The organism is Haloechinothrix halophila YIM 93223, assembly GCF_000504245.1.
In the GTDB taxonomy this organism is placed as follows: Bacteria; Actinomycetota; Actinomycetes; order Mycobacteriales; family Pseudonocardiaceae; genus Haloechinothrix_A; species Haloechinothrix_A halophila.
Genome location: NZ_KI632509.1, coordinates 1114238 through 1129599, shown reverse-complemented (window position 1 = coordinate 1129599; position 15362 = coordinate 1114238). Strand labels below are relative to the sequence as shown.

The window sequence follows — 15362 nt, the reverse complement described above, 5'->3', positions numbered from 1 at the left end:
CCCCACTTCGTCTCGACGGCCGCACGGTTGTCCATGGTGACCCGCCGCTACCGTGGCACTGCTCGGCAAGGGTAACCCTCGCCGGCCGGCCTACCCGCATGGGCGGGCGGCCGTGGCCGGTATCACCGCAGGAAGCGGTGTCGCGCGAGTCAGTCCAGGCTACCGCCGATGGCCTCGATGATGCCGCCGATTACCTGAAGTGCGATCATCCCGAAGACCACGATGAGAACAATGGCGACAATCACGGCGCCCGAATTGGTCTTCTTCGGCGTCAGCGTCGGCTTTGGCAGCGATATGCCGTTCCCGGAGTTTCCCTGGCCCTGAGAGGAACGCAACGCGTTGCGCATCCGCGCGCTCGCGGGTCGCGGCCTGGCCATCATGCCGGGCGGTGCGCCCCCGTCTTGGCGCGTCTGGTGCTGCCGCGACCGCGACCTGCCGGTGCTGGGCTCATCGATGTCGGCGAGCACGGCCTCCGTCATAGCCTTGATGGCCTCCTGATCGGCCTCGACCGGCTGCGCGATGGGGACCTCGAGATCGTCGTAGCGGGCCGCGAACGCGCTCGCGCTGATGTCGGAGTCCGAGGTGACGAGACCCGCGGTCGGGTCGGGATAGAGCGTGGCAGGCGCCAGCGGCTGCGTGCCGTCAAGGTTTCCCAGTCCGGCTTCCGATGCCATGCCAACCACCCCAGAATCACCGTCGATCGTGCGCACTATCGAGCGTAGCGCTCCGTGCACGCACAAGCGATCGCCCGCACGGATGCGGTTCCGCCGCAGCGGGCGCTACACCCCGGCTACCTGGGGCTCACGGGCGCGACATCCGTGACGTGCGCGCAGCGGACGCTACTTCTTAGCCTTGGCGGTGCTCCGCTTCTTCGGCGCTGGCCCCTTGGCGCGTTTATCGGCCAGCAGCTCGGCGGCGCGCTCCGGCGTCAGGTCGTCGACGCTGTCTGACTTGCGCAGCGATGCGTTGTACTCACCGTCGGTGACGTACGGACCGAACCGGCCGTCCTTGACCACCATGGTCTTGCCCGACTGCGGGTCGTCGCCCAGCTCCTTCAGCGGCGGCTTGGCAGCGGCCTGCCGCCCCCTGCGCTTCGGCTCGGCGTAGATCTTGAGCGCCTCGTCCAGTGTGATGTCGAAGATCTGCTCCTCGCTGGACAGCGAGCGCGAGTCGGTCCCCTTCTTCAGGTAGGGCCCATACCGCCCGTTCTGCGCGGTGATCTCCTCACCGGACTCGGGGTCCGTGCCGACCACGCGCGGCAGCGACAGCAGCTTGAGCGCATCGTCCAGCGTCACCGACTCGATCGACATCGACTTGAACAGCGACCCGGTGCGCGGTTTCGGCTTGCGCGCCTTCGACGTCTTCTTCTTGCCGTTCTCAGCGGGCTTCTCCTCCTGCTCCGGCAGGATCTCAGTCACATACGGGCCGAACCGGCCATCCTTCGCGACGATTTCGTGCCCGGTCACCGGGTCGGTGCCCAGCGAGCGGCCCTCCTGTGGCGTCGCGAACAGCTTCTCGGCGATCTCGGGGGTCAACTCGTCCGGCGGCAGCTCGTCCGTCAGGTTCGCCCGCTGGGAGGTTTCCTCACCGTCCTTGGTGACGGTGCGCTCCAGGTACGGCCCGTATCGGCCGACCCGCACGTAGACTGTCCTGCCCTCGTCGTCGGTGAACATCGGGATCGAGTTGATCTCGCGCGGGTCGATGTCCTCGACGCCGGAGCCGACCAGCTTCTTCAGCCCGCCCTCGCGGCCGACCGAACCGGCCGGTCCGACGTCGCCGCCGAAGTAGAACCCGGACAACCAGGCGGTGCGCTCTTGCCTGCCCTCCGCGATGCGGTCCAGCTCGTCCTCCATGGCGGCGGTGAAGTCGTAGTCCACCAGCCGTCCGAAGTGCTGCTCCATCAGCGCGACCACCGAGAACGCCACCCACGACGGGACAAGCGCCGAACCCTTGCGCCACACGTAGCCGCGATCCTGGATCGTCTTGATGATCGAGGCGTACGTCGACGGTCGCCCGATGCCCAGCTCCTCAAGGGCCTTGACCAGGCTCGCCTCGGTGTAGCGGGGCGGCGGGGACGTCGCGTGGGCATCGGCGGCCAGCTCGTCGGCGTTAACCCGCTGGTCGCGCTCCAGGTTCGGCAGGCGGCGCTCGGCGTCATCGGCCTCGCCACCGGCTTCACTGTCCACGGCCTCGACGTACGCGCGCAGGAACCCCGCGAACGTGATGGTGCGGCCGGACGCGGCGAACGTGCACTCCTCGCCGGTTCCAGCGGCAGTGCCGGTGATCCGCACGGACATCGTGGTGCCCTTGGCATCGGTCATCTGCGAAGCGATCGTGCGCTGCCAGATCAGCTCGTACAGCCGGAACTCGTCCGACTCGAGCTCGTTGGCGACCTCACCGGGGGTGCGGAACACCTCACCCGCTGGCCGGATCGCCTCGTGGGCCTCCTGCGCGTTCTTGACCTTGCGGGTGTACTGCCGTGGCGTCTTCGAGACGTACTCCGCGCCATACAGCTGCGTTGCCTGGTCCCGCGCCGCTGTCAGCGCCGTGTCGGACAGCGTTGTCGAGTCGGTACGCATGTACGTGATGTAGCCGTTTTCGTACAACCGCTGCGCGATCCGCATGGTGCGGTCGGAGGAGAACCGCAGCTTGCGGCTGGCCTCCTGCTGCAGCGTCGACGTCATGAACGGCGCGTACGGCTTGCGGGTGTAGGGCTTCGACTCGACGCTGGCGACGGTGAACTCGGCGTCGGCGAGCGCATCGGCCAGCCGCGTCGCTTCAGCCTCGTCCAGCACCCGCACGTCAGTGAGGGAGTCTTTCAGCTCGCCGTCCGACGTGAAGTCCTTGCCGGTCGCCAGCCGGCTGCCGTCGACCGAGACCAGGCGCGCGCCGAACGACTTCGCCCCGCCGTCGCCGTCCGACGCCGACATGGTCGCGGCGATGTCCCAGTACGACGCCGAGGTGAAGCGCATCCTGGCACGCTCGCGCTCGACGACGATCCTGGTAGCAACCGACTGCACCCGGCCTGCCGAGAGCTTCGGCATGATCTTCTTCCACAGCACCGGCGAGACCTCGTAGCCGTACAACCGGTCGAGGATGCGGCGGGTCTCCTGTGCGTCGACAAGATCATTGTCGAGTTCGCGGGGGTTCGCGGCGGCCTCGCGGATGGCGTGCTCGGTGATCTCGTGAAAGACCATCCTGCGCACCGGCACCTTCGGCTTTAGCGCTTCGATCAGGTGCCAGGCGATCGCCTCGCCCTCGCGGTCACCATCCGTGGCGAGGTAGAGCTCGTCGACGTCCTTGAGCAGGCTCTTGAGTTCGGTCACCGTGGACTTCTTGTCCGGCGTGACGACGTACAGCGGCTCGAAGTCGTGCTCGACGTCGACGCCGAGCCGCGCCCAGGGCTGGCCCTTGTACTTGGCAGGCACGTCGGCGGCACCGCGCGGCAGGTCACGGATGTGGCCCTTGGACGACTCGACGACGTAGTCGCGGCCGAGGTAAGAAGCGATCTTGCGCGCCTTAGCGGGCGACTCGACGATGACAAGCCGCCGCCTGCCGTCAGCCGAAGCGCCCGTGCCGCTCTTGCTCCGTGTCGATCCTGCCACGCTTGGCAGCCTCCTTTACCGGTCGCGCGATTCCTGATGCGGCGATACCGCCACGACAGCGTCGCGCGAGTGCGCCGCGGCACCGAATCGCATCGACGCCAATCCAGTGAACCGGTTACCCGCCAGCCATCCACGCGATACGTCGATGCCAGGGGTAAAGCGGTTTCTCACTGAGTTCCTTTTTCCACCTTTAGCATGACCGCTGGTCAATGGCACTGTCGGGTTGGACCGACAAGCATGACCCACAACCATCCATCCTGCCTATGCCGACACGGCACCCAGTGATGCCGGCCATGCCGGTTCCGCCGCGATCGGAGCGTCGCCCACCAGCTCAACCAGCCTGCGCAGTCGGGCACGGCCCGTGATCCGCACCGAGGGTGAGTCCGTGCGAACGCCGACAACGCTACCCGTACCGGACACCGACAGTAGGCCAGCCTGCCGCAACGCACGCAGCAATGGCTGATGAGTTCCCTGCTCATCGGGGTCCAACCCCAGCAGGAACCCGGTGCGTCGCTTGCCTTCGTGTCGCTCCCGCACGCCTGCGGCGAGCGCCCACAGCCGCAACACGGCCCCGGTGAGCAAGAAGTCGTCTGGCACCCGCTTCGCACCATCGGACGTCCACGCCGTTGCCAGCCAGAGTAGGTCTGACCGGAAGGCGGTGCGCACCAGTGGACTACCGCAGTCCGCCGTGGTGAGCGTCGTGGTGACACCGCGCACCGCGAATTCCTCCCGCAGCGCCGTCGCCCGCCATGGCTCGTCCACCGCGACCGACAGCCGCGCCGCGCTCGACGCGAAGCTGACAATGCTGCCGTGTGCGCACAGCACACCCGCGAGGTCGGCCACCCTGGGCTGACTCGCATCGGCGGAGTAAAAGGAGAGCTGCGCCACGGCGCCATATCGTAGAACAGAAGTTCGATCTCGCGCTAGTGGCCGCGCCGCACGGGCGAAAGGCCACCTCGGGGGCAGCGGCACCGCCTCCGAGGTGGCCTTCACCAGACGTCGAGCCGTAACGCTAGGCGTTCACGTTCGCGGCCGGCTCCTCGGTCATGACGCTGGAGCGGCGCTTCGCAATGATGATCGCCGCGAGAATGATGCCCACGGACACCAGCGAGATGATCACGCGTGCGGTCGGTGAGGCGGAGTCGCCGACCGTCAGGGTCACCACGGCGGGAGCGATCAGCAACGACACCAGGTTCATCACCTTGAGGAGCGGGTTGATCGCGGGACCGGCCGTGTCCTTGAACGGGTCGCCGACGGTGTCACCGATGACGGTCGCGGAGTGTGCCTCCGAGCCCTTGCCACCGTGGTGGCCGTCCTCGACCAGCTTCTTGGCGTTGTCCCACGCGCCACCGGAGTTGGCGAGGAACACCGCCATCAGCACGCCGGTACCGATCGCGCCACCGAGGTACCCGGCGAGCGCTCCGGTGCCGAGACCGAAACCAACCGCGATCGGCGCGAACACAGCGAGCAGACCAGGTGTGGCCAGCTCACGCTGCGCGTCCTTGGTCACCATGTCGACAACGCGGCCGTACTCGGGCTTCGTCGTGCCCTCCATGATCCCGGGGATGTCGCGGAACTGGCGGCGCACCTCACGCACCACCGCGCCCGCTGAACGGGACACGGCGTTGATGGCGAGCCCGGAGAACAGGAACACCACGGCGGCACCGATGATCACACCGACGAGCACCTTCGGATCGAAGACGGCGTAGTCGGCGAAGTTCAGCGACATACCTGCCTCGGTGAGCGCCTCGTTGATGGAGGCGAGGTAGGAGCCGAACAGCGCGGTCGCGGCGAGCACGGCCGTGGCGATCGCGATGCCCTTGGTGATCGCCTTGGTGGTGTTGCCGACCGCGTCCAGCTCGGTGAGCACGGCAGCGGCTTCCTCGTCCACGTCGCCTGACATCTCCGCGATGCCCTGTGCGTTGTCGGAGACCGGCCCGAAGGTGTCCATCGCGACGATGACACCGACCGTGGTGAGCAGACCGGTACCCGCCAGCGCGACGGCGAAGAGCGCGGCACTGCCGCCGATCAGGTACGCGCCGAAGACGGCCGCACCGACGACGAGCGCGGTGTAGACGGCGGACTCGAATCCAACCGATATGCCGGTCAGGATCACCGTGGCTGGGCCGGTCTCCGAACTCTTGCCGACGTCCTGGACCGGCTTGTGCTCGGTACCGGTGTAGTAGCCGGTCACCCACAGGATGACACCGGCGAGCACGATACCGATGATCACCGACACGGTGGCGACAATCGCCGGGTTGCCATTGGCATCGAGGAACTCGGGAGGCAGGAACACGAACGCGGCGATCGTGGACAACACGGCCGCGATCACAGCTGAGATGTAGAACGAGCGGTTGATCGTGATCAGGCCGCCCTCGTTCTCGCGTGCCTTGGTGATGTAGACGCCGATGATGGCGGTGATAACACCGATGGCGGGCACAATCAGCGGGAACACGAGGCCGTCAGCGCCGAGCGCGACGGTGCCGAGGATCAGCGCGGCGACCAGCGTCACCGCGTAGGACTCAAACAGGTCGGCCGCCATACCGGCGCAGTCACCGACGTTGTCGCCCACGTTGTCGGCGATCGTGGCCGCGTTGCGCGGGTCGTCCTCGGGGATGCCCTGCTCCACCTTGCCGACCAGGTCGGCGCCGACGTCGGCGGCCTTGGTGAAGATCCCGCCACCGACACGCATAAACATCGCGATCAGGGCGGCACCGAAGCCGAAGCCTTCCAGCACCTTCGGGGCCTGGCCAGCGTAGACAAGCACAACGAGAGCCGCGCCGAGCAGGCCGAGGCCCACCGTGATCATGCCGACGACGCCGCCGGTGCGGAACGCGATCCGCATCGCCTTCTCGCGGCCACCGGACTCCCGGGACGCCGCGGCGACCCGCAGGTTGGCCTGCGTCGCCAGCCACATGCCCAGATATCCGATGGCGAACGAGAACACGGCACCGACCAGGAAGAACACTGAGCGGCCGATGCGCTCGCCCCAGTCGTCCGCCGGTAGGAAGAACAACAGCACAAAGACCAGGACACCGAAGATGCCGAGGGTGTTGCGCTGCCGTTTCAGATACGCGATCGCCCCTTCCTGCACCGCCTTGGCGATCTCCTGCATCTTCTCAGTGCCCTGGCCGGCGGCCAGAACCTCCCGAAGCAGGACATAACCGATAGCGAGTGCGGCAAGGGCGATCACGGCGACGACGGCCACGATGCCGTAGTCGCCTCCAGACAGCGTCACGCTGTCTGCGAGGAACTGCCGGGACATTCGTCCTCCTGTGTTCGCCTAGTTATCAGCACCGCGCGAGCGCATCGCACCCGCTCGTGCTGAAGTGGGATCTTCACCACAGTGGTGTGATTTGTGGCGGAGTCTATTGGTAGCCGCGTGCGCGATGTCACGACGGTGCGCTCAGTCACGTCCGACGGTTTCCGAGAGTGTCTGCGTCGTGTGCGAAGCTCGCGTTCGTGGATATCGCCGAAGCCGAGGTCGCACCCGCGAGCGCGCTGCTACGCCGGGTGCTGGCCGGGATACCTTCCGGCGAGAATCCAGTGACGCATCTCACAACTCTGCCAGTAAGGCCGCCCCGCCACCAGGATTGGCCCGAATGGGTTCCCGACGATGTCGTGTCCGCATTGCGGAAATCCGGGGTGGCGCGGCCGTTCTCACACCAGGTCGAGGCCGCCGAGCACGCCTGGCACGGGCGGCACGTGGTGATCTCCACCGGCACCGCGTCCGGCAAGTCACTCGGCTACCAGCTTCCGGTGCTGTCGACGTTGACGACGCGCTCGCGCAGCACCGCGCTATACCTGTCGCCGACGAAAGCGCTAGCCAACGACCAGCTCCGGTCGGTGACCGATCTGGGGCTGCGGCGGGTCAGGGCTACCGCGTGCGACGGCGACACCCCGATACCGGAGCGGGATTGGGCGCGCGACCACGCGAACCTGATCTTCAGCAATCCGGACATGCTGCACCACGCGATGCTCAGTGCCCACCAGCGCTGGGCGCGGTTCTTCCGGCAGCTGGACTACGTCGTCGTCGACGAGTGCCACAGCTTCCGGGGCGTGTTCGGCTCGCATGTGGCCGTGCTGTTGCGCAGGTTGCGGCGAGTTGCTGCGTACTACGGCGCGTCGCCGACATTCGTGCTCGCCTCGGCGACGACGGCCGACCCGGCGACGTTCGCGCAGCGGCTGACCGGCACGGAGTGCGTCGCGGTCACCGAGGACGGGTCGGGACGTGGTGCGCGAACCGTCGTGCTGTGGGAGCCGCCGCTGCTGACGGAGATCACCGGTGAGAACGGTGCGCCGGTGCGTCGCTCGGCGGGCGCCGAGGCGTCGCGCATCCTGGCGGACCTGGTGATCGAGGGCGCCCGCAGCCTGGCGTTCGTGACGTCCCGGCGCGGCGCCGAGCTGACGGCGGCTGGCACCCGGCGGGTGCTGGCCGATGTCGATCCCGAGCTGCCGGAACGTGTCGCGGCGTATCGCGCGGGTTTCTTGCCGGAGGAACGTCGCGAGCTGGAGGCGAAGCTACTCTCCGGGGAGTTGCTTGGCGTGGCGTCGACCAACGCATTGGAGCTGGGCATCGACATCGCCGGCCTGGACGCGGTGGTGCTTGCGGGTTATCCGGGCACGCTGGCGTCGTTCTGGCAGCAGGCGGGTCGCGCCGGTCGGTCCACACAGGACGCGCTAGTGGTGTTCGTCGCGCGCGACAACCCGCTGGATACCTACCTTGTGCACCATCCGGACGCGGTGCTTGATCGGCCGGTTGAGGCTGCGGTACTCGACCCGGCGAATCCGTACGTGCTCGGCCCGCAGTTGGCGTGCGCCGCGGCGGAACTGCCGCTGCGCGCGGAAGAGCTGGCGAGTTTCGGCGGAGACGCGGCGCGAGAGGTCCTCGCGACGCTGGTGGACGACAAGCTGCTGCGACGGCGGGCGAGCGGCTGGTACTGGACGTCGCGGCAGCGCCCGCACGCGCAGGTCGGCATCCGTGGTGGCGGGAACGACCAGGTGATGATCGTGGAAGCGGAGACGTCGCGGGTGCTGGGCACGGTGGACAGCGCGGCAGCCTGCGCCACGGTGCACCAAGGCGCGGTGTATCTGCACCAGGGCGCGTCGTTCGTCGTCGACGAGCTGGATCTGGACGCTGGTATAGCCCTGGTGCACGCGGAGAATCCGGAGTGGAGCACGTCGGCGCGCGACGTCACCGACATCGAGGTGTTGGAGACGACGTCCCGGCAGGTCTTCGGCGATGTGACGGTCTGCCTCGGCCAGGTCGCGGTGACCTCGCAGGTGGTGGGTTACTTGCGACGGTTGCCGTCCGGCGAGGTGATCGACCAAGTGCCGCTTGATCTTCCGGAGCGCACACTTCGCACTCGTGCGGTCTGGTACACGATCAGCGACGAGCTGTTGAGTGGCAGGCTGTTGAGTGGCAGGGAGCCGGGGGGCGCTGGGTTGACCTCAGCGCGCATCCCCGGCTCCCTGCATGCCGCCGAACACGCAGCGATCGGCCTGCTACCGCTGTTCGCTACCTGTGACCGATGGGACATCGGCGGTGTCTCCACCGCCTTGCACGCAGACACCGGGGAGGCGACGGTGTTCGTGCATGATGGCCATCCCGGGGGCGCGGGATTTGCCGATCGCGGTCATGCCGCTCTGGTCCCATGGCTGGCAGCTACGCGGGAGGCAATCGTCTCCTGCGAGTGTCCGGCAGGGTGCCCGTCCTGCGTCCAGTCGCCGAAGTGCGGGAACGGCAACGAACCGCTGGACAAGGCGGGCGCGGTGGCTGTGCTGGATACCGTGCTCGGGGAAGTCCGCGCTGACCTTCCGGTATAGGGGACGTCGGGGGCGGGAGATATCCCCTATACCGGTGGGCGGGAAGCGCAGCGCGGATATCACGGTAAGCACGACCACCTTGTGGTCTTCAGTTATGCGGCGCGGGCGTGGAGCTCGCGGTCACGGGGTTCGTGCAGCGTGGCGAGTGCCCTGGCGAGCACGCCGTGCAGCGCGCCAGTGCGGGGCAGCTTCCACTCCCACACCTCGGGCTTGACCCGCCAGTGCACGACGCCGTGCTCGTACGGAGTCGGTGGTAGCGGAACCCAGCTGCCCATGCCGTGCCAGACGACGCCGGGGCGTGCCGCGAGTTCAGCGGGCAACACGTCGCCGCTCTCGGTGAGGAACACCCACTTGCCGGTCGGCATTGCCAGGATTGGCGCGGGGCGGCCGGTTTCGCGGAGCAAGCTGGCCGCACGGTGGCCGAGTTCGGCGTCCACCTCGACGGCGTCGACGTAGGTTCCAGTGGCGACGAGGATGCTATGCGCCTCGCCGCCCCACCACTCGACGATGTTCCGCGAGCCAGCGGCGGCACGTTCCTGCCAGTCATCATGCACCGGCACAGGACCGGACCTGTCGTTGTCCACCGGGGAGGTGCCCGGCACGACGGGCCAGCCCCTCGTCGCGAGGCCGATGGCTTCCGCACGGAGTTCGACACGGAACGCATCGCGCCACGAGACGCTGTCGATGCCGATCGTCGGATTGTTCATCTCGCTGTTCCTGCCTCCTGCCCTTCGTTGGGCCTTCGCTCGCGGGGCCGGTCTGCCGACCTCGCACAACTCACTAAACGGCAAGTTGCAGATCGCGGGTAGTGGTGTGTCGATAACCGGTGGTCACAGCGCGATGAACGACCTGTACCTAACGGCTCAACCGAACGTGTCCAGTGACTGGACACTGCGTTAGACGCCGTGCTGACCAGCGCCTGATACCGCTCATCGCGCCGCCGTGACCGTCCAACCGGCATCTTGCTCGTGCCCGTCCTGGGCGGTGGAACCGCTCATCGCAGCGTCTCAACGGGCCCCGCACGCGCCCGCGCAGTGGCCGCCCCTGCCCCACCGATGTCGCCGAGCGGCACTCCAGCGGCGACCCGGACCGTGACGAGGACGTCCCAGCCTCGCACCTGGCATGAGCGCAGGTCAGCATTCATGCGCCGGGCGACGAGAGCGGCTGCCTCGCAGGCGTTCCCCGCGCCGTGGGTGACTCGCGCTGCCGCGCCGAGTGCGGCCAGGTCGGCAGCGGCGGCTGCCCGATGTCTCGCGTGCGCGGCGGCACCGAGGTACATCAGCATGGCGAACACGGACAACAGTGCGAGGGCAGCACCGGCCGTCCACACGGTGGCGAACCCGCCATCGCCGCTTGGCTCGGGGTGACCACTGGTTCTCCGCCTCACGGGCTCGGGCCCGCGGGCATTGCCGAGGCGGAGTCGACTCCGGGTTCGGTGACCGCGAACGCGGTGCCCTCGATGCGCATGCCCGGCAACAGCCCGCTGACCGGCGTCGAGCGCACGACGGCGGTCAACCCGTCGGCGTCGGGAACCAACTCGAGACTCGCATCAGCAGGAGCGATCGAGGCGACGGCTCGTCGCGCCGCCTCCGGGTCGCCCCGTGCCGCGAGCCGAACGGCTTCGCGCGCGGCGTCCGTGCATCGAAGTTGGTCGGTGACCGCCGCGAGCCCGGCGAGTACCACCGTGAGCACGGCCACGAGTGCGCCGAGTGAGATCGCGGCCTCGACGGTCACCGCCCCGGTGTCGTCCCGGCAGCGCGGCGGCAGCGCCATCAGAAGTCCACCGAGAGTGCGCGTTCCACGAGGTCGGTGAGCGCGCTGATAACCGAGTCACCACTGATGACTCCGTAAAGCACGGCAGCGAAGGCGGCGGCCGCGAGCGTGCCGATGGCGTATTCCGCCGTGGTCATCCCGTGGTCGTCCGCACCCAATGCCCGCAACCGGGCAAGCAACGTGCGGGTCCGCATCGTCGGCAAAGGGGGCAGTGTCATCGTTGGCACTCCGGCAGGGCGGCGCCGCGCGATCAGCGACGCCAGCGGGAGTTGCTTCGGCAGCTGCGGCCTCACCGGAATCGGCTGCGGCGGCAAAGGGAACAAAGGCATGGTCGATAACCTCCTCGATTGGTGGTGGAATGTCTCCCGCGAACGTCCACTGTGGACGCTCCTCTAGTTCATGACGCGACGGTCAACGTGCTGGCGAGGCCGATCACCACAGGAACGACCCCAAGCAGAAGAAAGGCAGGCAGGAAGCACAGCCCAAGCGGAAGCGTGATGAGCACGCCCGCTCGCTGCGCGCGCTCCTGCGCCGCTTCCACTACCTCGGCACGTGCTCTGGCGGCGAGATCGGCAGCCGCACCGGCGAGCGCGCTGCCAGACCTCGCTGTCCTGCACGCGGCTCGCGCCAGCGGTGCCGTAGCGGGACACTCGAGCGCTGATCGCCATGCCTCATCGGGCGCGGCTCCCAGTGCGATGAGTTCGCTGGCGCGGCGCAGCCCCGCTGCCGCCGATGTCGGCATGGTGTCGGCCAGCGCACCGAGTGCGTCGGCCACCGGCATGCCGGCACGCAGGCAGGCGGCCAGCAGATCCCAGTGCGCGGCGAGGCCACGTGAGTCCTCACACCGATACCGGCGGACACGGCGCACAGCCCGATGCACGACCCCAGTGGCGGATGGCTCCGCTGGCGCTCGCCTCGCAGACAACAGAGTGTGGGCGCGCAGGAGCGAGGCGCGCGGAGCCGGAAACATCAGGACGGCAACAGCCGCGGCACCCAAGGCGAGCGCGATCACGACAGCGCCTCCTGTCGGGTCAACCGCCCACACCACGCCGTGCCAGCCAGCACAAGGGCAGCACCGCATACGAGCAGCAACTGTCCGGCCGCGGACGTCGTCAGCACGGCCACCGGATGCGCACCCATGGCTTCACCGAGTGCGATGCCGAGCACGGGCAGTACGGCCAGTACGGCCGCGCTCGCTCGCGGCCCCGCCATCATGGCTCGCAGCCGCGCCGCGAATCGCGCACTGGACTCCACATCCCGCCGCACGGCGTCGAGGACATCGGCGAGCGGCAATCCGTGGCGATGAGCTAGTGCCCAGCCACGAGCAACCCGTGCGACGGCTAGCGACACAGGATCGGTGTCGGCTCGCGCAAGGATCGGTGCGATGGCCTCACAGCCAAGACGCGCGGCGGCACCGAGAGCCCGCAGCTCAGCTGCTGCCCTGGCGTGATGGGCGTCGAGGTCGGCAGCGGCGGACTCGACGGCAGCAGCTGGCTGCACACCTGCACGCAGTTCAGCGACGATTCCGCCTACCGCATCGGCCACAGCAGCCATCGCCACGACACGTGCCCGTGTGCGCGAGCGCTCGCGCCAGCGCCATGCCACGGCCCCGGCGAGCGCAAGCAGCACACCAGTGGGCACCACACCGAAGGTGAGCACCCCGGGCAACGTGACGAGGACGAGCGACACCACGGCAACAGGGCGCGAACGTACTGGACGTGGACCGCACTGGCTGCGCCACGACGTCGTGTCGACCTCCCCTAGCAGCGCGCGCAGCCGTAGCGTGGCCCGGTGGGAGGGCCAGCACAGCAGCCCCAGCGCGCCGGTGACCGTCGCGGCCGTCAGCACGGCAACTCCACCTCCCGCTGCGCGAGCAGGCGCGACAGCAGCTCACCGTGTTCGGTCCATTCGCCGTCGCGCCAGGCAGGCAGCACTTCGACCTCGTCACCGCACCGGTGCGGCACCCCGATCTCAGCCAGCACCCTGCGGTCGCCGTGCCGCCGCATGTGCAGCACGACCCGCACCGCCGCGGCGACCTGGCTGTGCAATCCGGCGCGCGAGAGCCCACCGAGGGCGGCGAGCGCTTCGAGCCTGGCTGGTACCTCGGCTGGGCAGTTGGCATGCAGTGTGCCCGCGCCGCCCTCATGGCCGGTGTTGAGCGCGGCAAGGAGCTCGCAGACCTCAGCGCCCCGCACTTCGCCGAGAACGAGCCGGTCAGGGCGCATCCGCAGCGCCTGCCGCACCAGTTCCCGCAACGTGACCTCGCCTGCACCTTCGACATTCGGCGGCCGGGCGACGAGCCGGACGAACTGGGGATGGTCTGGCTCAAGCTCACCAGCGTCTTCAACACTCACGATGCGCTCAGCCGGTGCGACCGCCCCGAGCAGCGCGCCAAGCAGCGTGCTCTTACCGGCGCCGGTGCCACCGGAGACAAGCAGCGTCAGGCGCGCCGCCATGATCGCTCGCAGCAGCGCCGCGCCCGCCGCGTTCACAGTGCCGAGTTCGGTGAGCGCGGCGAGGTTGTGCGCCGCTGGTCGCAGGACCCGCAACGAAAGACATGTCCCCTCCGCCGCGATCGGTGGCAGCACCGCATGCAACCGGACCCGCGCAACGGCCGCTGCCGCTGGCAGCCACCCGTCGACGAAAGGTTGCGCGTCGTCGAGCCGCCTGCCCGCGGCATGTGCGAGTCGTTGGGCGAGACGCCGCACGGACGCCTCATCGGGGAAGGTGACCCAGCTGCGCCGCAAGCCACCGGCGCCATCGGTCCAGACCTGGTCCGGTGCGGTCACCAGCACGTCGGTGACGTCGTCATCGCTGACGAGGTCCGCCAGCGGACCGAGACCGACTAGCTCATGCCGGAGCTGACGCAACGCTGACAACACGTCCTCATGTCCCGCGACGCCGAACTCGGCGCGTACGGCCGCCGCCACCGTCGCCGAGCTGACGTCGGCACCGTCATCGGCGAGTCGTCTGCGCACGCGGTCGACCAGGTTGGCATGCATCAGGCGGCCACCTTCGCGTCGTCGTGCAGCGCGGCGAGCACGTCGGTGGCACCGCCTGCCAGCGGGCCCCCGCGCCGGAGCCGGAACTCGCCGCGCTCCAGCGCGCTTGCCAAACGTGGTTCGGCGCGCATGACAGTGAGTAGCTCGCCGCCGATCACATCCGCGACGGCATCAGCGGGCAGCGCGTCGGGCGAGGGACCCCGGACGACCAGGCCGACGCGACGCGCGCGATGCCGGAGCCGTTCGACAAGCCGGTACGCCGATGCCGATGCACGCACTTCGGCCGGCACGATGACCGCGATCAGGTCGGCGAGGTCGACGACCTGCCATCCGGCGGGGCCCAGCTCCCGTGGCAGGTCGCAGACCACCGTGTAGCCGGATCGCACACCCGCCTCGATCACCGCGGCAGCGGCTTCCGGGGCTGGACCATCGCCTGATCTGCCGCACGACAGCACAACCAGCCTGCCATCACCGCCAGCCACATCGGGCAGGGCGTCACGCAGCGCCGACATCGAGACCCGTCCGGAACGCACCGTGACGTCCGGCCAGCGCAGCCCAGCGGCCTGTTCGGCTCCCAGCACCAGGTCGATACCGCCCGACAGCGCGTCGAAGTCGACAAGCAAGGCGTCGCCCCCTTCATCCGCATGGGCGATGGCCACGCTCGCCGCGAACACCGACGCACCAGCGCCACCCCTGCCGCCGATCACGCCGAGCACCGTGCCCTTGCCCGCAGCGGGTTCCTCCGCGACGTCGGCAAGCAGATCGACGAGCTCGGACTCTGCGTCAGGCAGGCTCAGTACGCGCTCGACGCCAGCGGCGTACGCCGCCTCCCAGCTCACGACGTCGAGGGGCTGATCGGTAACCAGCACGACACCGCCACGCTTCGGTAGTTGGCCCGCGTCATCGTCGCTGAGCATTGCGGCGTCAACGAGCACGAGCGGCGCGCGTGTCCATCTCGTCCGCGCGGCGATGAGGTCGGGCACGCAGTCGAGTTCGCACCCCGCTGCGGCGGCGATGCGCACGATCTCATCGAGCACGCTTTCCGCGCTGACGGCGACGAGTGGCCTGGAATTGGACATACTTCCCCCAGTTCTGTTGAGGCTGTCCGTGGAGTGAGCTGATCTGAGCTGAATCGCGAACCTGGGCCTAATGCCGA

At 68.6% G+C, this 15362-nt stretch carries 13 protein-coding genes; 1 reads left to right on the top strand and 12 read right to left on the bottom strand.

What is annotated here, in order from left to right:
* Window positions 1–149 precede the first annotated feature (149 nt).
* The 4 genes from AMYHA_RS05275 to AMYHA_RS05260 all read right to left on the bottom strand — a co-directional run bounded on the left by AMYHA_RS05275 (window position 150) and on the right by AMYHA_RS05260 (window position 6870).
* Window positions 150–674 carry a hypothetical protein gene (locus AMYHA_RS05275; protein WP_157361828.1) on the bottom strand — a complete coding sequence of 175 codons (525 nt, stop codon included), beginning with the start codon at window positions 672–674 and terminating at the stop codon, window positions 150–152.
* Window positions 675–839: 165 nt separating this feature from the next.
* Entirely contained in the window at window positions 840–3605 is a 2766-nt protein-coding gene (gene topA, locus AMYHA_RS05270) for a type I DNA topoisomerase (protein ID WP_034268541.1), read from the bottom strand.
* 261 nt (window positions 3606–3866) lie between these two features.
* A complete protein-coding gene (locus AMYHA_RS05265; RefSeq protein WP_034268538.1) occupies window positions 3867–4493 on the bottom strand; it encodes a hypothetical protein in 627 nt (208 codons plus the stop codon).
* A gap of 124 nt (window positions 4494–4617) precedes the next feature.
* Entirely contained in the window at window positions 4618–6870 is a 2253-nt protein-coding gene (locus tag AMYHA_RS05260) for a sodium-translocating pyrophosphatase (protein ID WP_034268535.1), read from the bottom strand.
* A 197-nt stretch (window positions 6871–7067) separates the two neighbouring features.
* Here AMYHA_RS05260 and AMYHA_RS05255 point away from each other — a divergent pair, with 197 nt between their 5' ends.
* Window positions 7068–9431: a DEAD/DEAH box helicase gene (locus tag AMYHA_RS05255; RefSeq protein WP_231104635.1), complete on the top strand. Its 2364-nt coding sequence runs from the start codon at window positions 7068–7070 to the stop codon at window positions 9429–9431.
* A gap of 92 nt (window positions 9432–9523) precedes the next feature.
* Here AMYHA_RS05255 and AMYHA_RS05250 read toward each other — a convergent pair whose 3' ends face one another.
* The 8 genes from AMYHA_RS05250 to ssd form a co-directional block, all read right to left on the bottom strand.
* Window positions 9524–10138, bottom strand: a complete 615-nt coding sequence (locus tag AMYHA_RS05250; RefSeq protein WP_034268533.1) for a bifunctional DNA primase/polymerase — start codon at window positions 10136–10138, stop codon at window positions 9524–9526.
* 287 nt (window positions 10139–10425) lie between these two features.
* Complete coding sequence (locus AMYHA_RS05245) at window positions 10426–10818, bottom strand: Rv3654c family TadE-like protein (protein ID WP_051399559.1); 393 nt, start codon at window positions 10816–10818, stop codon at window positions 10426–10428.
* Window positions 10815–11204 (bottom strand): TadE family type IV pilus minor pilin, encoded by a 390-nt coding sequence (locus AMYHA_RS05240; RefSeq protein ID WP_034268531.1) that lies wholly within the window; start codon window positions 11202–11204, stop codon window positions 10815–10817. Before AMYHA_RS05240 ends, AMYHA_RS05245 begins: the two co-directional genes overlap by 4 nt.
* Window positions 11204–11533 (bottom strand): DUF4244 domain-containing protein, encoded by a 330-nt coding sequence (locus AMYHA_RS28255; RefSeq protein ID WP_330759429.1) that lies wholly within the window; start codon window positions 11531–11533, stop codon window positions 11204–11206. The genes AMYHA_RS05240 and AMYHA_RS28255 overlap by 1 nt, the downstream gene beginning before the upstream one ends.
* Window positions 11534–11601: 68 nt before the next feature.
* The gene (locus AMYHA_RS05230) at window positions 11602–12084 is read right to left on the bottom strand and encodes a type II secretion system F family protein (protein WP_231104634.1); all 483 of its coding nucleotides are present in this window, start codon (window positions 12082–12084) and stop codon (window positions 11602–11604) included.
* A gap of 128 nt (window positions 12085–12212) precedes the next feature.
* Window positions 12213–13052 carry a type II secretion system F family protein gene (locus tag AMYHA_RS05225; protein ID WP_034268526.1) on the bottom strand — a complete coding sequence of 280 codons (840 nt, stop codon included), beginning with the start codon at window positions 13050–13052 and terminating at the stop codon, window positions 12213–12215.
* Window positions 13046–14206: a TadA family conjugal transfer-associated ATPase gene (locus tag AMYHA_RS05220; RefSeq protein WP_034268523.1), complete on the bottom strand. Its 1161-nt coding sequence runs from the start codon at window positions 14204–14206 to the stop codon at window positions 13046–13048. The genes AMYHA_RS05225 and AMYHA_RS05220 overlap by 7 nt, the downstream gene beginning before the upstream one ends.
* The gene (ssd, locus tag AMYHA_RS05215) at window positions 14206–15285 is read right to left on the bottom strand and encodes a septum site-determining protein Ssd (RefSeq protein ID WP_034268520.1); all 1080 of its coding nucleotides are present in this window, start codon (window positions 15283–15285) and stop codon (window positions 14206–14208) included. The genes AMYHA_RS05220 and ssd overlap by 1 nt, the downstream gene beginning before the upstream one ends.
* Window positions 15286–15362 lie beyond the last annotated feature (77 nt).